The organism is Streptomyces sp. NBC_00224, assembly GCF_041435195.1.
GTDB lineage: Bacteria > Actinomycetota > Actinomycetes > Streptomycetales > Streptomycetaceae > Streptomyces.
In genome coordinates this window covers 7,388,980-7,407,348 of sequence record NZ_CP108106.1, presented here as the reverse complement: position 1 = coordinate 7,407,348, position 18,369 = coordinate 7,388,980, and the positions used below count along the sequence as shown (strand labels likewise).

The 18,369-nt window shown below is 72.3% G+C and carries 13 protein-coding genes and 1 pseudogene; 5 read left to right on the top strand and 9 right to left on the bottom strand.

Going from position 1 to position 18,369, the window contains the following annotated elements; all coding sequences use genetic code 11:
* Positions 1–82: 82 nt before the first annotated feature.
* The 4 genes from OG965_RS32995 to OG965_RS32980 all read right to left on the bottom strand — a co-directional run bounded on the left by OG965_RS32995 (position 83) and on the right by OG965_RS32980 (position 4,748).
* Entirely contained in the window at positions 83–775 is a 693-nt protein-coding gene (locus tag OG965_RS32995; protein WP_371655711.1) for a response regulator transcription factor, read from the bottom strand.
* Positions 772–1,905, bottom strand: a complete 1,134-nt coding sequence (locus OG965_RS32990) for an ATP-binding protein (RefSeq protein WP_371655710.1) — start codon at positions 1,903–1,905, stop codon at positions 772–774. The genes OG965_RS32995 and OG965_RS32990 overlap by 4 nt, the downstream gene beginning before the upstream one ends.
* Positions 1,906–1,984: 79 nt before the next feature.
* Entirely contained in the window at positions 1,985–3,622 is a 1,638-nt protein-coding gene (locus OG965_RS32985; protein WP_371655709.1) for an ABC-F family ATP-binding cassette domain-containing protein, read from the bottom strand.
* A 109-nt stretch (positions 3,623–3,731) separates the two neighbouring features.
* Positions 3,732–4,748: an oxidoreductase gene (locus OG965_RS32980; protein ID WP_371655708.1), complete on the bottom strand. Its 1,017-nt coding sequence runs from the start codon at positions 4,746–4,748 to the stop codon at positions 3,732–3,734.
* Positions 4,749–4,813: 65 nt separating this feature from the next.
* Here OG965_RS32980 and OG965_RS32975 point away from each other — a divergent pair, with 65 nt between their 5' ends.
* Positions 4,814–5,746, top strand: coding sequence for an FAD-dependent oxidoreductase (locus OG965_RS32975; protein WP_371655707.1), 933 nt, complete (start codon positions 4,814–4,816; stop codon positions 5,744–5,746).
* A 10-nt stretch (positions 5,747–5,756) separates the two neighbouring features.
* Here the strand turns inward: OG965_RS32975 and OG965_RS32970 are convergent, their stop codons facing one another.
* A complete protein-coding gene (locus OG965_RS32970; RefSeq protein WP_371655706.1) occupies positions 5,757–7,031 on the bottom strand; it encodes a M14 family metallocarboxypeptidase in 1,275 nt (424 codons plus the stop codon).
* On the bottom strand, positions 7,028–9,022 hold the full coding sequence (locus OG965_RS32965; RefSeq protein WP_371655705.1) for a Xaa-Pro dipeptidyl-peptidase: 1,995 nt from the start codon (positions 9,020–9,022) through the stop codon (positions 7,028–7,030). The genes OG965_RS32970 and OG965_RS32965 overlap by 4 nt, the downstream gene beginning before the upstream one ends.
* Before the next feature lie 190 nt (positions 9,023–9,212).
* Here OG965_RS32965 and OG965_RS32960 point away from each other — a divergent pair, with 190 nt between their 5' ends.
* Both OG965_RS32960 and OG965_RS32955 read left to right on the top strand, forming a co-directional pair.
* On the top strand, positions 9,213–10,712 hold the full coding sequence (locus tag OG965_RS32960) for a M1 family metallopeptidase (protein ID WP_371655704.1): 1,500 nt from the start codon (positions 9,213–9,215) through the stop codon (positions 10,710–10,712).
* A gap of 140 nt (positions 10,713–10,852) precedes the next feature.
* On the top strand, positions 10,853–11,887 hold the full coding sequence (locus OG965_RS32955) for a LacI family DNA-binding transcriptional regulator (protein ID WP_371655703.1): 1,035 nt from the start codon (positions 10,853–10,855) through the stop codon (positions 11,885–11,887).
* A 56-nt stretch (positions 11,888–11,943) separates the two neighbouring features.
* Here the strand turns inward: OG965_RS32955 and OG965_RS32950 are convergent.
* Positions 11,944–12,800: pseudogene (locus OG965_RS32950) on the bottom strand (oxygenase MpaB family protein).
* Between the two features lie 240 nt (positions 12,801–13,040).
* Here OG965_RS32950 and sph point away from each other — a divergent pair.
* Together sph and OG965_RS32940 are read left to right on the top strand one after the other, a co-directional pair.
* Positions 13,041–14,030 (top strand): sphingomyelin phosphodiesterase, encoded by a 990-nt coding sequence (sph, locus tag OG965_RS32945; protein WP_371655702.1) that lies wholly within the window; start codon positions 13,041–13,043, stop codon positions 14,028–14,030.
* A gap of 99 nt (positions 14,031–14,129) precedes the next feature.
* The gene (locus OG965_RS32940) at positions 14,130–14,885 is read left to right on the top strand and encodes a MerR family transcriptional regulator (RefSeq protein WP_371655701.1); all 756 of its coding nucleotides are present in this window, start codon (positions 14,130–14,132) and stop codon (positions 14,883–14,885) included.
* 38 nt (positions 14,886–14,923) lie between these two features.
* Here the strand turns inward: OG965_RS32940 and OG965_RS32935 are convergent, their stop codons facing one another.
* Positions 14,924–17,113 carry a 3-hydroxyacyl-CoA dehydrogenase NAD-binding domain-containing protein gene (locus OG965_RS32935; RefSeq protein WP_371655700.1) on the bottom strand — a complete coding sequence of 730 codons (2,190 nt, stop codon included), beginning with the start codon at positions 17,111–17,113 and terminating at the stop codon, positions 14,924–14,926.
* A gap of 41 nt (positions 17,114–17,154) precedes the next feature.
* Positions 17,155–18,369, bottom strand: a complete 1,215-nt coding sequence (locus OG965_RS32930; RefSeq protein WP_371655699.1) for an acetyl-CoA C-acetyltransferase — start codon at positions 18,367–18,369, stop codon at positions 17,155–17,157.

The following is an 18,369-nucleotide window of genomic DNA, read 5'->3' as shown; positions in this document are numbered from 1 at the left end:
GTTCGGCCCGGGGCGGGCGGGCCTTTTGGCCCCCCCGTTCGTCTGCGGGCCGCCAGTGGCCCCCCTGAGGGGCGCCCGGACCTCAGCGCCCCGCGTCCCCCCGATACCGATACCCCATCCCCCGCACCGCCTCGATCGGATCCCGCTCCAGCTCGCCGGCCGCCTGCTGGAGCTTGCGGCGCAGGCGCAGTACCGCGAACTTCACCCGGTCGCGGCCGATGCCCTGGGGGTCGTCCCAGACCTGGTCCAGGAGCTGGTCCGTGGTGACCACTCGGCCTCGGTTGCGGACCAGGAGCTGGAGCAGCCGGTACTCGATGTCGCTGAGGCGGACCTCCTCGCCGTGCCAGAGGGCCGAGCGGCGTTCCGGGACCAGGCGCAGGGCGTCGTCCTGGGCGGCTCCCGCCCAGCGCGCGGGTGCGGCTCGGCGCAGCAGGGCCTCGACCCTGGCCAGCAGTTCGTCGTTGCCGAACGGCTTCGGCAGGTAGTCGTCGGCCCCGGCCCGCAGGCCCCGCACCCGGTCGCTCTCGGCGCCGCGTGCGGTGAGGAGCAGTACGGGCAGGTCGGTCATGTCCCGGGTGCGTTCCAGGACCTGCCAGCCGTCGAGGCCGGGCAGGCCGATGTCGAGCAGCATCAGGTCGGGGCCGTCGGCGAAGAGGCGGCGCAGGCCGTCGCGGCCGTCGGCGGCGGCCACCACCTCGTACCCGGCCCGGGTGAGCAGCACCCGCAGCGCCGTCGCCACGTCCGGGTCGTCCTCGACGACCAGGATCCGCGTCACGGCTCCTCCCCGCCGCGCGCGGGCCCGGCGACCGGCAGGCGCAGGGTGAAGACCGCTCCCCCGCCGGGCGCGTCCGAGACGGAGAGCTCGCCGCCGTGGCGGCGCACGATGTCCCGGCTGAAGGTGAGGCCGAGACCGGTGCCGGGGAAGCCGCCGCTCTCGGCGTTGGGGGCCCGTACGAAGCCGGAGAAGACCTCCTCCCGGTAGGGCTCCGGCACCCCGATTCCGGTGTCCGAGACCGCGATGCGCCAGGTGTCGTCCTCGGGTGCTGCCTCGATCCCCACCACTCCGCCCGGCGGGGTGAACTTGGCCGCGTTCTCCAAGAGGTTCGCCAGGACGTGTTCCAGGCGGTGCTCGTCGCCGTACAGCGGTGGGCCCGGCGCGCAGTCCAGGACGGTGAACAGGCCCGCTTCCGTGAGCGTCGACATGCGGTCGTGTACGGCGTGCTCCAGCATCCGCGCGATGTCCACCTCGCCGAATTCCAGGCGCAGTCGGGGCTCGCGCATCCGGGTGGTGTCCAGCAGCGTGGTGATCACGGTCGCCATCCGCAGCGCGTTGCGGCGGATCGCGTCGAGGAACGCCAGCCGGTCCGCGTCCAGGGGGCCGGAGGCCGGGTCCGCGAGCAGGTCGCAGAAGCTGATGATGGAGGTCAGCGGGGTGCGCAGATTGTGCGACGCGGAGGCGAGGAACTCGTTGCGCTGGCGGGCCAGCTCCGTAAGCGCCGCGTTGTCGCGCCGCAGCGCGTGCTCGCGGCGTTTGTCCTCGGTGATGTCCTCGGCGGTCCACAGCGACCCGAAGGGCCGCCCGTCGGAGTCGTGGAGCGGCTCGACGTCGCGGCGGATGACCCGGCCGTCGGTGAGGTCGATCTCGGCGGCGCGGTGGATGCGGCGGGCGGCGATCGTATGGGTGCTCTCGACGACCCAGGCGGGACGGTCCGCGAAGGTGTCGCAGACCGCCTCGACCACCGGTCCGAGCGGCGCGCCGGGCTCGTAGGAGACCCGTCCGGCCAGGCCGAACATCTCCACGAAGCGGCCGTTGACGGCGACCACGTGCTCGTCGCCGCCTTGCACGATCGCCGCCCGGGGCAGCGCCTCCAGAACGGCCTGCAGTCGGTCGCGCTCGCGGTCCACGCGCTCACCGTACGCGCGGACCGGCCGCCGCTCACGTAACGCGGGCGCGTTCCAGGGCTCGCGTCACCGCCCGGTCAGGTCACGCCTCGGTGACCTTGCCGTCGGCGACCTCGATGCGCCGGGTGGTGTGCACCGCGTCCAGCATCCGGCGGTCGTGGGTGACCAGGAGCAGGGTGCCGGTGTACGAGTCGAGCGCGGACTCCAGCTGCTCGATCGCCGGGAGGTCGAGGTGGTTGGTCGGCTCGTCGAGGACGAGCAGATTGACGCCCCGGCCCTGGAGCAGCGCGAGCGCCGCCCGGGTGCGCTCGCCGGGCGAGAGCGAGGCGGCGGTCCGCAGCACGTGGTCGGCCCGCAGGCCGAACTTGGCGAGGAGTGTGCGCACCTCGGCCGGCTCGGTGTCGGGGACGGCCGCGCAGAACGCGTCGAGCAGGGACTCCTCGCCGACGAAGAGCCCCCGGGCCTGGTCGACCTCGCCGACGACGACGCCGGAGCCGAGCGTCGCCCGCCCCGCGTCGAGCGGGAGACGGCCGAGCAGGGCGGCGAGCAGGGTGGACTTGCCCGCGCCGTTGGCGCCGGTGATCGCCACGCGGTCGGCCCAGTCGATCTGGAGGGACGCGGGGCCGAAGGTGTAGTCGCCGCGTCGGATCTCGGCCTGGCTGAGGGTGGCGACGACCGCGCCCGAGCGGGGCGCGGACGCGATCTCCATGCGGAGCTCCCACTCCTTGCGGGGCTCCTCGACGACGTCCAGGCGCTCGATCATGCGCTGGGTCTGGCGGGCCTTGGCGGCCTGCTTCTCGCTGGAGTCGCTGCGGAACTTCCGGCCGATCTTGTCGTTGTCGCCGGCCTTGCGGCGGGCGTTCTTGACGCCCTTGTCCATCCAGCCGCGCTGCATCTGGGCCCGGCCCTCCAGGGCCGAGCGCTTGTCCGCGTACTCGTCGTAGTCCTCGCGGGCGTGCCTGCGGGCGGTCTCGCGCTCCTCCAGATACGCCTCGTAGCCGCCGCCGTAGAGCGTGATCTGCTGCTGGGCGAGGTCGAGTTCGAGCACCTTGGTGACCGTACGGGTGAGGAACTCGCGGTCGTGGCTGATCACGACCGTGCCCGCGCGCAGGCCCTTGACGAAGGACTCCAGGCGCTCCAGACCGTCCAGGTCGAGGTCGTTGGTGGGCTCGTCGAGCAGGAACACGTCGTACCGCGAGAGGAGCAGCGAGGCCAGGCCCGCGCGGGCGGCCTGGCCGCCGGAGAGGGCCGTCATCGGCTGGTCGAGGCCGATGGTGAGGCCGAGGGTGGCCGCCACCTCCTCGGCGCGCTCGTCCAGGTCGGCGCCGCCGAGGTCGAGCCAGCGCTCCAGGCTCTCCGCGTACGCGTCGTCGCTGCCGGGTGCTCCGTCGACCAGGGCCTGGGTGGCCGCGTCCATGGCCTCCTGGGCGGCGGCCACACCGGTGCGGCGGGCGAGGAAGGCGCGGACGGTCTCGCCGGGGCGCCGGTCCGGCTCCTGCGGCAGGTGTCCCACGGTGGCGCCCGGCGGGGAGAGGCGCAGCTCGCCCTCCTCCGGTGTGTCGAGTCCGGCGAGCAGCCTGAGCAGGGAGGACTTCCCCGCTCCGTTCGCCCCGACGAGGCCGATGACGTCACCGGGGGCGACGACGAGGTCGAGCCCGGCGAAGAGCGTGCGGTCGCCGTGGCCGGCGGCGAGGTCCTTGGCGACGAGAGTGGCAGTCATGAGGACATAGATCTTACTGGGGTGTGCCGGCACCGACCGACGGGTATCGGCCGGGGCCGGGCCCTCCCGCTCGGCGGGCCGGTTCCGCGCTCCGGGCCGGCGGACCGTTTCAGCGCACCACCGCCGCCGTGATCACCCCGCCCGTGGTGCGGGCCACCAGGAAGGACTCTCCGCGCAGGGCGCGCTCGTCCAGCGGGATGCGGTGCGGGCCGGGGTCGAGGACCGCGTCCAGGACTTCCTGGGTGTGGACGCGGTGCAGCCGGTCCACGCGGTACGCGGTGAGCCGGACACGGCAGGTCGCGCCGACCGCGAGCCGGGCCTCGTCCGGGGAGGCAGAGAGGTAGGTGAGGCGGCGCTGGCCCGGCGGGGTGCGGTCCAGGGCCTGTTCCAGCTGGGCCACCAGGAGCGGGGTGACGGGGGCCAGGCCCGTCACGTACACGGGGTGCGCGTGGGCGCGCCCGAACGCGGCGCGCACCGCCGCGCGTTCGGCCTCCGGGACCGCGCGGCCGAAGGCGACCGCCCCGTAGGTGGCGAGCTCCTCCGGGATCGCGTCGGTCACGTCGTGGGCGATGTCCACGCCGATGCCGATCGAGCGCAGGGCCGCCGCGAGCTTGCCGAGGACGGCCGCGCGGGCTCCTACCAGCAGGACCCGGCGCCGGGGCGGCTCGTCGCAGAGCAGCCGCTCCAGGGCGGCTCGGTACTCCTCGGCGCGGAAGCGGAACGGCCCTATCCCCTGGTAGCCGTTGAGTGGCAGATCGGGCACGGGCCCGGTCTGCCAGGCGAAGTCGCGCCAGATGATGTCGTCGCCGGAGCGCTCGATGACGGCGGTGACCGCGCCGCACTCCAGGTCCTCGCACTCCGGACAGGCGTAGACCACGTACCGCCCGCCGGCCAGCGGCGGTTCGGTCTCCAGGAGCAGGCTGCGCACCTGGGCGCCGAGGATGGCGGGCGGCACGTCCGCCGCGAGCGGGGAGACGGCGTCCAGGTCGGCGAGTTGGAGCAGCAGCGGCCGGCCGTCGACGACGAAGTCCATGAAGTCGCGGTGCAGCTGGGGAGAACCGGCCCCCGCGACATCGCCTGCCCGCATCGCGGGGGCGAGTCCGAAGGTCGCGTACGCGGCTGACATGTCCTGAGTATTCCCATCTGCGGCTGATCCGAGCACGACATCACCCATTCCGCTACCGTCCCGCCATGAGCGAACAGATGATCGTGCTGGGTGGCGGAGTCATCGGTCTGACCACGGCGGTGGTCCTCGCCGAGTCGGGCCGCGACGTGCGGGTGTGGAGCCGGGATCCGGTCGGGGAGACGACGTCGGCGGTGGCGGGGGCGCTGTGGTGGCCGTACCGCATCGAGCCCGCCGGACGCGTCGGCGAGTGGGCGCTCGCCTCCCTGCGGGTGTACGAGGAGCTGGCCGCCGATCCCGGGCGGACCGGGGTGCGGCTCGTCGAGGGGCTGCAGGCGGGCATCCGGCTCTCCGAACTGGGGCCGTGGGCAGCCGAGGTGGACGGGCTGCGCCAGTCGGCGCAGGGGGTGCACGCCCGGATACCGCTGATCGACATGCCGGTGCACCTGGCCTGGCTGCGAGGGCGTCTGGAGGCGGCGGGCGGGACGATCGAGAGGCGCGCGCTCGACGGGTTGCCGGACGCGCCGGTCGTGGTCAACTGCACGGGCCTGGGCGCCCGTACGCTGGTGCCCGACCCCGGGATGCGGCCGGTGCGCGGCCAGTTGGTGGTGGTCGAGAACCCCGGGGTGACCGAGTGGTACACCTCCGTCGACCACGCCTCCAGCGACACGACCTACTTCTTCCCCCAGCCCTACGGGCTGCTGCTCGGCGGCACCGCGCAGGACGACGACTGGGACCTCGCCCCGGACCCGCGCGTCGCCGAGGAGATCGTGGCGCGGTGCGCGCTGGTGCGTCCCGAGATCGCCGGGGCGCGGGTGCTCGCCCACCGGGTGGGGTTGCGGCCGGTGCGGGACGCGGGGGTGCGGATCGAGGCGGAAACCACCGCGTCCGGCGGCCTGTTGGTGCACAACTACGGGCACGGCGGCGCCGGGATCACCGTCGCCTGGGGGTGTGCGCGGGAGGCGGCCGCGCTGGCCGCCTCCCGCACTCCCCTCCGGTGAGAAACCCGTCTCAGCAGCGCTGTACGGGTTCGGCCGCCGTCAGCCCGTACTGCGCACGGGCGTCGAGCAGCAGGGGCACGAGCGCCCGCAGCGGCTGGCGAAGCGGGACGAACGCGCCGTCGCCGGACCGCCTCGCCCTGATGCCGTGCAGGGCGAGGCGGTCCTTCACCTCGGCGTACTGGGCGGCGGTGAGGCGGTAGCCGCACGGGGGCTCGGCGAGGGTCTGCGCGGGGGTGGCGGGCTCGTTGTCCGCGCCCCCGACGTAGACCGGCCCCCGGTCGCGGTATCCGGCCAGCCGGGCGGCCGTGGTCGCCGCCTCGATGCTGCCCCTGCGCTCCGCGGTGAAGCTCAGCAGTCCGCGCAGCCCGCTCAGCTGGGAGACCACCCGGCGCCGGTTGTTGAGGGCCGGGTCGGCCTTCTCTGCGTCGCTCGCAGGGTCGACGCGGCTCTCGATGAGCAGGCCGACGGCGTGCTTGACGCCCGCCGTGTTGCGCAGGATCCGCTCCTGGCCGTCGCCCGCGACCTGTTTGACCGGGTCGCCGGTGACGGGGTCGGTCCAGATGCCGTAGGTGCCGGTGGAGAAGCCGTCGGCCCGGGCGGCCTCCCGTACGTACGCGCTCGACAGCGTCCGGGCCTCCTCGTGCACCGCCGGGGCGGTGTTGAGGTTGCGCGGCCACAGGTCGAACAGGTCCTTGTCGTAGTACTTGGGCGTGGCGCTGTACTCGTGCAGGTCGTAGACGACGTCGGGCTGTTCGTCGCGCAGCACGGCGGCGACGGCCCGCGCCTCCTGTGTCTTGAGGGCGATGTGGTCGCGGTTGATGTCGACGCCGTCGGCGTTGACGCGGGTGTCGGCGGCCCGGCCGTCCGGGTTGGCGGTCGGCACGACGTAGAGCGTGGTGTGCGCGAGGAGTTGCCGGGTCGCCCGGTCCTTCGCGTACGCGAGGTCGCGGACGGTGGCCAGACAGGCCTCGCGTCCGGCCGGCTCGTCGCCGTGCTGGCTGCACACCAGCAGGACCCGGTTGGCGGTGTGCCCGCTGCCGACGCGGACGAGCTGGAGCGGGCGGCCCTGCGTGGTGGTGCCGATGCGCAGGACCGAGGCTTGTGCGCTGCCCTGGGCGAGGGCCGCGAGGAAGTCCTGCTCCTCGCGCTCGCCGGTCCAGCGCGCCCCGGCGCTCACCTCGAAGCCGGTACGGGGCGGGCTCGCGGTCGCGCGCGCCGGGACCGTCACCAGGGGCACGGCGAGCGCGGCGCCGGTGACGCCGAGGAGCAGTGTGCGGGCTCTCATCGCGCCTCCGGGACCGGGCGGAGCAGGTGCGGGACCTCGACCCCGGCCGGGTGCGGGACCTGCGGCGCGAGGTGCTGCGGGGTGCTCGACGCGGCCCGCCGGAACGCCCCCGTACCGCCGAGGAGCGGCAGCTTCGCCGAGGTGCGGGCAAGGTCGAGGGTGACGGTGGGGCGGCTCGCGGGCGGGTCGATGAGGTCCTTGTCGGTGCCCGCGACGATCAGCGCGAGGCGGTGCCCGGCCGGGACGACGTGGTCGGTGGCGTGCAGGTCGAGGGTGATCGTGTACGGCTTGCCCGGGGTGAGCGGCTGCCCGGTGCCGCCCGCGTAGTTGCCGAGGTCGGCCCAGCCGCGGCTGAACACGGTGTGGTCGACGGCCTTGGTGTCGGCCGACGTCACCTTGAAGCAGGCGCTGTCCCCGGCCGTGCTCGCGCCCCAGCAGGTGCTGGTGGTGCCGGTGAGGATGCCCTCGCCGGCGCCGCCGTAGTTGCGGATGGTGTCGGGGCCCAGGTCGACCAGGACCGCCGAGAGGTGGGCGCTGGTGGTGGTCGGGGTCGCGGTGACGGTCACCTTCGAGGAGCCGGACAGCCGCAGGTCCGCGCCGAGCGGCTTGGTCACGAAGGCGGCCTTCTCCGGGGTGGACCGGTCCACGGCGGCGGACCAGCCCGCCTCGTCCAGCTGCGGGTTGTCGGTGAACGTCTCGGTCGCGCCGGCGGGCGCCGGGTCCAGGGCGAGGCCGCCGACGCCGGGCGCGGAGCCGGTGACCGGGCGCAGCACGGCGTCACGGGTGCCGGCCGGGGGCCAGGTGCGGTCGGTGGACCACTGGTCGGGGTGGCGCTCGATGTCGGCCATCGGCGCGCGCTCGATGCCGTTGTCGTAGCCGAGGAGGTAGTGGTCGAACCACTTGTGGAGGGTGGGGACCCAGTCGGCGCGGCGGTAGTCGAAGGGGTCGACGTGCCCGGTCTGGGAGAGCCAGATCTTGCGCTCCACGCCGTGTGCCGCCAGCGCGTCCCACCACTGGCCGAAGTTCTTGGTCCGGACGTTCAGGTCCTGCATGCCGTGCACCACGAACACGCTCGCCTTGACATCGCCCGCGTCGGCCACGTAGTCGCGCCCGCTCCACAGGGGTGTCCAGTCGCCGGTGCGCGGAGCCCCTTCGACCAGTTTCTGCTGTACGGCACCGCAGTGGGCCTGCGCCTGGGGGCTCTCCACAGCGTTGGAGAGCCAGTCGGGGCCGGAGTCGTAGAGCGGGGCGCCCTTGGCGAAGTAGTAGTCGTACCAGGAGGATATGGCGCTGATCGGCACGATCGTCTTCAGGCCTTCGACGCCGGTGGCGGCCACGCCGTTGGCTATGGTGCCGTCCCAGCTCTTACCGATCATTCCGGTGCGGCCGTTGGTCCAGCCGGCGCTCGCCCGCTGGCTGCCGGTCCGTGTGGTGTAGCCGCGGGCGCGGCCGTTCAGCCAGTCGACGACCGCCTTGGCGGACTGGATGTCGGAGCGGCCGCCGATGTCGACACAGCCGTCCGAGCGATTGGTTCCGGCCAGGTCGACGCCGACGAAGGCGTAGCCGCGCGGCACGAAGTAGTTGTCGTAGAAGAGCGGCATCTGGACGACGTGGCCCTGCGCGTCGTACGTCTTGAGCTGGTGCTCGTTGCCCCGCCCGCAGCAGGAGTAGTACGGCGAGGCGTCCATGATGACCGGAACCTTGCGGCCCTGGCTCGCGGGCTCGCGGGGGCGGATTATGTCGACGGCGACCCGGTCGCTCCTGCCGTCGCCGTCCTCGTCGAGCCGGGTGTCGACCCAGACGGATTCGCGTATCGCGTTCTCGTACGAGTAGACGGGCGTGCTCTCCTTGGCGCGGGCCGCCTGGGCGCCCGCCGGGGAGAGGAACAGGGCCGTCAGGGCGGCCGCGGCCGCCACTACGAGCAGGCGCGCCCAACCGGGCGACCGGAGCGATCTGAACCTTGTGCGGCTGGACCGCGCAGGAATCGGCATGGGCGGACGGTACTCCCGTCAACTCCCGTGCAAAAGGGGGCAGGCACGGTACAAAAGTGATCCAGGGCGCGCAGGAGAACATGTCGGCGCAATGGCGATCGTGTGACAGCAGGGGCCATGGACATGACCTACCGGGCGGGCGCTGAATAGGGTCCGAAGAGATCGTTCACCCCGACGACTTGGAGCACTCGTGCACCGCAAAATCCTCGCCCCGAGCGTGCTCGCCGCGTCCCTGCTGCTGGCGATCCCGGCATCCGCGACGGACTTCACACCGGGCGCCCCGGGTATCGGCGACCCCTACTACCCGAGCAGCGGCAACGGCGGTTACGACGTTTCCCACTACGACCTGAGACTGAAGTACCAGCCCGCCACCGACCTCCTGGAGGGCACGGCGACGATCCTGGCCACCACCACGCAGAACCTCTCCCGCTTCAACCTCGACTTCGGGCTCGCGGTGAGCGAGGTCAGGGTCAACGGCACCAAGGCGAAGTACACCAAGTCCGGCACCCAGGAGCTGGAGATCACCCCGGCCGCGCCGCTGGCCAAGGGCAAGTCGGTCTCGGTGGTGGTGAAGTACGCGGGCAAGCCGTCCGAGCTGAGCGTCGACGGGTACACGGCCTGGCACCGCACCCCGGACGGCGGAGTGGCGGCGCAGGAGCCCGACTCGGCCGTGTGGTGGTTCCCGTCCAACGACCACCCGCTGGACAAGGCCACGTACGACGTGTCGGTGCTGGTGCCGGACGGCACCCAGGCGATCAGCAACGGCACGCTCCAGTCGCAGAGTTCCAAGCTCGGGTGGACCCGTTACAACTGGCGCTCCAACAAGCCGCAGGCCTCCTATCTGACGACGCTCGCGATCGGCAAGTTCGACATCACCACGGACACCACGGCCAACGGGCTGCCGGTCATCAACGCGTACAGCAAGGACCTCGGCGACAACGACGGCGCCGCGCGCGCGAGCATCGAGCGCACCAAGGAAGTCACCGAGTGGCTGAGTGACGTGTTCGGCCCGTACCCGTTCAACTCGGTCGGCGGCTATGTGCCGAACGTGACCTCCGGCTTCGCCCTGGAGACCCAGACGCGGCCGTACTACAGCCCCAAGCAGTTCGCGAACGGCGCCAACGTCTCGGTGGTCGTCCACGAGCTGGCCCACCAGTGGTACGGCGACAGCGTCTCGGTGGACGGCTGGAAGGACATCTGGAACAACGAGGGCTTCGCCCGCTACGCCCAGTGGCTCTGGTCGGAGAAGGAGGGCGAGGGCACCGCGCAGGAGCTCGCGGACTACGTGTACGCGCAGCACCCGGCCGACGACGCGTTCTGGAAGGTGAAGCCGGGCGACCCGGGCGCGGAGAACCAGTTCGACCTCGCCGTCTACGACCGGGGCGCGCTCGCCCTCCAGGCGCTGCGCAACGCGGTCGGCGACACGACGTTCTTCGCGCTCCTGAAGGGCTGGCCGACGGCCCACCAGTACGGCAACGCCAAGGTGGGCGACTTCGTGCAGTACGCCGAGAAGGTCTCCGGCAAGCCGCTCGCCGGGCTCTTCGACACCTGGCTGTACCAGCCCGTCAAGCCGGCCGCCCCGGCCGCCAAGAAGGCGAAGCTGGTGGCCGGTTCGGCCGCCGCGCCGACGGCGCAGCCGAAGTCCTGGAAGAAGATCGCGGCGACCAACGAGATCCACGACCACCGCTGAGCGCTCCGCTGGAGGTGTGGTGATTCGACTGCGGGCGGCCTGTGGCTGGTCGCGCAGTTCCCCGCGCCCCTTCGGGGGCGCGGGGCTTACCTCGTACGCTGTGCGTGGCACACCGCCGCCGCGTACGAGGAGCACCCCCGTTGACCGAGCCGCACCCCGGGTCCCGCCCCACCCTGGAAGCCGTCGCCGCGCGCGCCGGCGTCTCGCGGGCCACGGCCTCCCGGGTCGTCAACGGCGGCGCGGGGGTGCGGCCGCCGCTCGTCGACAAGGTGCGCCAGGCGGTCGAGGAGCTGGGTTACGTCCCCAACCACGCGGCCCGGACCCTGGTCACCCGCCGCACCGGCGCCGTGGCCGTGATCATCGCCGAGCCGGAGATCAGGATCTTCTCCGATCCGTTCTTCTCGCAGCAGATCCGGGGCATCAGCAAGGAACTCACCGCGCGGGACACGCAGTTGGTGCTGCTCCTGGTGGAGGGGCCGGGCGATTACGACCGGATCGCGCGCTATCTCGCGGGCGGCCACGTCGACGGCGCGCTCGCCTTCTCGCTGCACACCGACGACCCGCTGCCTGCGATCGCCCGCAGGACGGGGATGCCGACGGTGTACGGGGGCCGCCCGAGCTGGCCGACGGCACCGGGCGACCGGCCCGTCCCGTACGTGGACGCCGACAACCGGGGCGGCGCCCGGGAGGCCGTACGCCATCTGCTGTTCCTCGGCCGCACCCGTATCGCCCACATCGCGGGCCCGCGCGACCAGACCTCCGCGACGGACCGGCTCGACGGGTTCCACGACGTCCTGCCCGACGCCGATCCGGAGCTGATCGAGGACGGCGCCTTCACCGAGGAGAGCGGGGCCCGCGCGATGGCCCGGCTGCTGGAGCGACGCCCGGACCTGGACGCGGTGTTCGCCGCGAACGACCTGATGGCGACCGGCGCCCTGCGGGTGCTGCGCGAGCTCGGGCGCCGGGTGCCCGAGGACGTGGCCCTGGTCGGCTTCGACGACATGCGCGGGGTCGCCGAGACGGCCGACCCTCCGCTGACCACGGTCCGCCAGGACATCGAGGGCATGGGCCGGCTGATGGCCCGGCTGCTGCTGCGGGGCCTGACCGAGGGCCCGGCGAACACCCCGACGTCGGTGATCACGGAGACGGCGCTGGTGCGTCGGGCGTCCGCCTGAGGGACGGGGCCAGGAGCAGACGGGGACTGGGAGCAGACGGGGGCCGGGAGCTTGGGTCAGCGCCTGAACCGCGCCCTCGCCTCCCGGGCGAGCGGGAGGTAGCGCAGCCGCTCGGGCAGTACGGGCACGACGGCCCGCACCACGCGGCCGAACCGGCGCAGCTTCCGCTCCTGCGCGTCGGTCCACTCCAGGCCCAGCGCCTCGCGCGCGTCCGGCGGCAGGAACCCGACGGTCACGAACCGCCGGAAGCGGGCCATGGGTGGCAGGAGCAGCGGCCAGAACAGCCGGAGCAGCAGCCGGACGGGCAGCGGGCCCCGGTCGGGGGCCGGCACCTTCGCGTCGACGGATATCAGCTCCTCGACGACCGCGTTCGAGGCGATCTCGTCGCCCAGCATCTTGCGGTAGTACGGCCAGAACTCCTCGATGGTTGCGGCATGTCCCGGTCGTGGATGCCCAGGATGCGTCCCACCTGGAGCCACTCCGCGTACATCTGCCGCTCCTGGGCCTCGGTGAGGGGGCGGTTCAGATACTTCTGGGAGTGGGCGAAGACGGGGTAGCCGGTGGCGTGCACCCAGGCGTAGTTGGCCGGGGTCAGCGCGTGGTAGCGGCGGCCCCGGGTGTCGGTGCCCTGGATGGTCCGGTGCAGCCGGCGCAGCCGCCGCCCCTCCTCGACGGCCGCCTCGCCGCCGTACACCCAGAGCTGGAGGGAGCGCAGGGAGCGCTCGCCGCGCCCCCAGGGGTCGGTCCGGAACACGGAGTGCTCGTCGACCCCGGCGCCGACGGCCGGGTGCGCGACCTGGAGGGTGAGTGCGGCGGGCAGCGTGAGCAGCATCCGCACGTCGCCGGCGAGGCTCCACAGGACACCGCCGGGCGGGGGCGGGACGGGGTCGGACGGCGTACGGCCTTCGATCATGTATCCAGACTTACCAGATGACAGATGACACAATTCCCCCTCTGTCATCCCTTGCCCGACAGCTCACTTCTGTCGTCCGGCGTCCCTTGGATGCCCTCTCGTACCTAACGTCTCCGCGCAAGATCGCCTGCTCGTAGGACCCCGGCAAGAAATGGGCCACCAGACGGTTACCCCGAAGTAACTGTGGCTGATTTGATGTGCCCGCCAGTCCAACCCCCCACTTCGCTCACGGGAGTTCCAGTGCCGCACTCCGCGCTTCGCCGTGTCCCCGGCGCGGCCCTCGCCACCGCGCTCGCCGCCGCCACGCTGGCCGCCGCCACCCCGTCGGCCTCGGCCGCCATCGCCCCGGCGGACGCGCCCCGGCTGAAGGTGCTGACCTACAACACGTTCATGATGAGCACCGATCTGTACCCGAACTGGGGCCAGGAGCACCGCGCCCAGGCGATACCCGCCGCGTCCTTCTTCCAGGGCAACGACGTCGTCGTCCTCCAGGAGGCATTCGACAACTCCACGTCGGACGCGCTGAAGCGGAACGCCGCCTCCCAGTACCCGTACCAGACGCCGGTCGTCGGCCGGAGCAAGGACGGCTGGGACGCGACGAGCGGCTCGTACTCCTCGACCACCCCCGAGGACGGCGGCGTCGCCGTGCTCAGCAAGTGGCCGATCCTGCGCAAGGAGCAGGTGATCTTCAAGGACGCCTGCGGCGCCGACTGGTGGTCCAACAAGGGCATCGCGTACGTCGTGCTCAATGTCAACGGCACCAAGGTGCACGTCGTCGGCACCCACCTCCAGTCCACCGACTCCGGGTGCGGGGCGGGCGAGGCCGCCAAGGACCGCTCGCTCCAGCTCAAGGCGGTCAAGTCGTTCCTCGACGCCAAGAACATCCCGGCGAACGAGGAGGTCATGCTCGCCGGTGACCTCAACGTCGACTCGCACAGCTCCGAGTACGCCTCGATGCTCGCCGACGGCGGCCTGGTCGGGGCGGACTCGCGCACCGGCCACACGTACTCGTTCGACACCGTCGACAACTCGATCGCCGCCTACCGCTACCCCGGTGAGGCGCGCGAGGACCTCGACTACGTGCTGCACTACCAGGGGCACGCGCGTCCCTCCGGCTGGAACAACAACGTCGTCAAGGAGCAGTCGGCGCCCTGGACGGTGAGCAGTTGGGGCAAGAGCTACACGTACACCAACCTCTCCGACCACTACCCGCTGGTCGCGGGCGGCTGAGCCGGCCGGGCAGTCCGTTCCCCGGGTGGGTGACAACAGTGGTGAGACAGCAATACTGTTGCATCGCAGTCCGCGCACCCGGGGAAACGAGGCACCGCCATGGCGACGGAGACCGAGGAGCCGACCCTGACGGTCGACGAACTGGCCGCGCGGGCCGGGGTCACCGTGCGCACCATCCGTTTCTACAGCACGCGCGGCCTGCTGCCGCCCCCCGCGATCGGGCCGCGCCGCGTCGGCCACTACGGCCCGGCGCACCTGTCCCGGCTCGCGCTGATCGAGGAGTTGCAGCACCACGGGATGACGCTGGCCGCGATCGAACGCTATCTGGAGCAGCTGCCGCCCGATCTCAGCGCGCACGACCTGGCCATCCACCGCGCCGTGGTCGCCTCCTGGGCCCCGGACGCGGCCGAGGAGGCGACCCGGGCCGAGCTGGAGCGGCGGGCCGGGCGGGCACTGTCCGACACGGACGTCGACCGGCTGGCCGCGATGAGCGTCCTTGAGCGGACCGAGGGGACGACCGACGCGTTCCTGGTCGACCCGGGCCTGCTCGCGCTCGGGGTGCAGCTGCTTGACGTGCCGATCGCCCACGAGACGATCCTGGCGGCGCGGACCGTACTGCTCGAACACACCCGCTCGGCCGCGCACGAGCTGACGCGGCTGTTCCGGGACGAGGTGTGGAACCCGTACCGGGAGCGGGAGTCGGACCCCGACCATGTGGCGGCGATGCGGTCGCTGTCGGCCCATATGCAGCCCATGGTGGTGCAGGCGCTGGTCACGGCGTTCCAGCGGTCGCTCAAGGAGGAGCTGCGGGCGGCGTTCCGCGCGGAAGCGGAAGAGCCGGAACGAGGAGACTGAGGGGCCGGGGACGTCGTCCCCGGCCCCTCGCCCCTCGCTTACGCGTCGGCGAACTTCTCGCCCTTCTCCGCCTTCTCCACGAGCAGCGCGGGCGGCAGGAACCGGTCGCCGTAGCGCTCGGCCAGCTCGCGGGCGCGGGCCACGAATCCGGCCGGGCCGACGCGCCCCTCGGCGCCCTCGTAGCCGTTGATGTACTGGATCACGCCGCCCGTCCAGGCCGGGAAGCCGATGCCCATGATGGAGCCGATGTTGGCGTCGGCGACCGAGGTGAGCACGCCCTCCTCGAAGAGGCGGACGGTGTCGAGCGACTCCGCGAAGAGCATCCGCTCCTTCATGTCCTCGAACGGGACCTCCGCGCCCGGCTTGCCGAAGTGCTCGCGCAGCCCCGGCCAGAGCCGGACGCGCTTGCCGTCGCCGTCGTACTCGTAGAAGCCCCCGCCACCGCTGCGGCCGGTACGGCCGAACTCGTCGACCATGCGGTCGATGACCGCGTCCGCCGGGTGGCCGGGCCAGACGCCGCCGGCCTCCTCGACCGCCCGCCGCGTCTCGTCGCGGATCTTGCGGGGCAGGGTGAGGGTCAGCTCGTCCATCAGCGAGAGCACCTTGGCGGGGTAGCCCGCCTGGCCCGCCGCCTGTTCGATCGACGCGGGCTCGACACCCTCGCCGAGCATCGCGACGCCCTCGTTGATGAACTGGCCGATGACCCGCGAGGTGAAGAAGCCGCGCGAGTCGTTCACCACGATCGGGGTCTTCCTGATCTGGCGGACCAGGTCGAAGGCGCGGGCCAGCGCCTCCTCGCCGGTGCGCTCGCCCTTGATGATCTCGACGAGCGGCATCTTGTCGACGGGCGAGAAGAAGTGCAGCCCGATGAAGTCGGCCTGGCGTGAGACGCCCTCGGCCAGGCCGGTGATCGGCAGGGTCGAGGTGTTGGAGCAGAGCAGCGCGTCGGGCTCGACGATGTCCTGGATCTCCTGGAACACCTTGTGCTTGAGCTCGGTGCTCTCGAAGACCGCCTCGATCACCGCGTCGCAGCCCGCCAGGTCCTGCGGGGTGGCGGTGGGGATGATCCGGGCGAGCAGCTCGTCGCGCTTGGCCTCGGTGGTGCGGCCCCGGGAGAGCGCCTTGGCGAGGAGCTTCTCCGAGTACGCCTTGCCCTTCTGCGCGGCCTCCAGCGAGACGTCCTTGAGGACGACCTCGATGCCGGCCCGGGCGCACGAGTACGCGATGCCCGCGCCCATCATGCCGGCGCCGAGGACGGCGACCTTGCGGACCGGGCGCGGCTCGATGCCCTTGGGCCGGTTGGCGCCGGAGTTGACGGCCTGGAGGTCGAAGAAGAACGCCTGGATCATGTTCTTCGCGGTCTGGCCGGTGACCAGCTCGGTGAAGTAGCGGGCCTCGATGGTCAGCGCGGTCTCGAAGTCGACCTGGGAGCCCTCGACGGCGGCCGCGAGGATGTTGCGCGGGGCCGGGTAGGGGGCGCCGTTCAGCTGCTTCTTCAAGTTGGCCGGGAAGGCGGGCAGGTTGGCGGCGAACTTCGGGTTCGACGGGGTGCCGCCCGGGATCCGGTAGCCCGGGACGTCCCAGGGCTGCTGGGACTCGGGGTGGGCGTCGATGAAGGCGCGGGCCTTGGCGAGCATCTCCTCGGGCGTCGCCGCGACCTCGTGCACCAGGCCGTTCTCAAGGGCCCGCTGCGGGGAGTACTGGGTGCCCTGGAGCAGCACCTTGAGGAGCGCGTCCGCGATGCCCATCAGCCGTACGGTACGGGTCACGCCGCCGCCCGCCGGGAGCAGGCCCAGCGTCACCTCGGGCAGGCCGATCTTGGAGCCGGGGGCGTCGAGCGCGATGCGGTGGTGGCTGGCGAGCGCGATCTCGTAACCGCCGCCGAGCGCCGCGCCGTTGATGGCGGCGACGACCGGCTTGCCCAGGGTCTCGATGCGGCGCAGCGAGTTCTTGATGGCGGTGCCGGTGTCGAAGGCCTGCTGCGCGTTCTCCGGGCCGACCTGGATCATGTCCTTGAGGTCGCCGCCCGCGAAGAACGTCTTCTTGGCGGAGGTGTAGACGATGCCCCGGATGGAGTCCTTCTCGGCCTCGGCGCGGTCGGCGATCGCCGCGATGGAGTCCTTGAAGGCCTGGTTCATCGTGTTGGCGGACTGGTTGGGGTCGTCGAGGACCAGGGTGACGACGCCGGTCTCGTCCTGTTCCCAGCGGATGGTCGTGCTCTCGGTCATGTGATGCTGCTCCGTAACGGGGTTGGCCGGGAAGAGGACGGTCAGAGACGCTCGACGACGGTGGCGATGCCCATCCCGCCGCCCACGCACAGCGTGGCCAGGCCGTAGCGCTGGTCGCGGCGCTCCAGCTCGTCGACGAGCGTGCCGAGGATCATCGCGCCGGTGGCGCCCAGCGGGTGGCCCAGGGCGATGGCGCCGCCATTGACGTTGATCTTGTCGAGCGAGAGGCCCATGTCCCGGGCGAAGCGCAGCACCACTCCGGCGAACGCCTCGTTGATCTCGACGAGGTCGATGTCGTCGATGGTGAGCCCGGCCTTGGCGAGCGCCTTGCGGGTGGCGGGGGCGGGGCCGGTGAGCATGATGGTCGGCTCGGAGCCGGAGACGGCCGCCGAGACGATCCGGGCGCGCGGGGTGAGGCCGTAGCGCTCGCCGACCTCGCGCGAGCCGATGGCGACCAGGGCGGCGCCGTCGACGATGCCGGAGGAGTTGCCCGCGTGGTGGACGTGGTCGATCTTCTCCACCCAGTGGTACTTCTGGAGCGCCACCGCGTCGAAGCCGCCCATGTCCCCGATGGCGGCGAACGACGGCTTCAGGGACGCGAGCGAGTCGGCGGTGGTGCCGGGGCGCATGTGCTCGTCGTGGTCGAGGACGACCAGGCCGTTGCGGTCCTTGACGGGGACGACGGACCGGGCGAAGCGGCCGTCCTTCCAGGCCTCGGCGGCCCGCTCCTGGGAGAGTGCCGCGTACTCGTCGACGTCGCGCCGCGAGAAGCCCTCGATCGTGGCGATGAGGTCGGCGCCGATGCCCTGCGGGGCGAAGTTGGTGTCGAAGTTGGTCATCGGGTCGGCGAACCAGGCGCCGCCGTCCGAGGCCATCGGCACCCGCGACATCGACTCGACGCCGCCCGCGAGCACCAGGTCCTCCCAGCCCGAACGGACCTTGGCGGCGGCCAGGTTGACGGCCTCCAGGCCCGAGGCACAGAAGCGGTTCTCCTGGACTCCGGCGACGGTGTCCGGCAGCCCGGCCGCGATCGCCGCGATCCGGGCGATGTCGGAGCCCTGGTCGCCGACCGGGCCGACCACGCCGAGGACGATGTCGTCGATCGCCGCCGGGTCGAGGTCGGGGAAGCGCGCCCGGATCTCGTGGATCAGGCCGACGACGAGGTCGATCGGCTTGGTGCCGTGCAGGGAGCCGTTGGCCTTGCCCCGGCCGCGCGGGGTGCGGATCGCGTCGTACACATACGCTTCGGTGCTCAC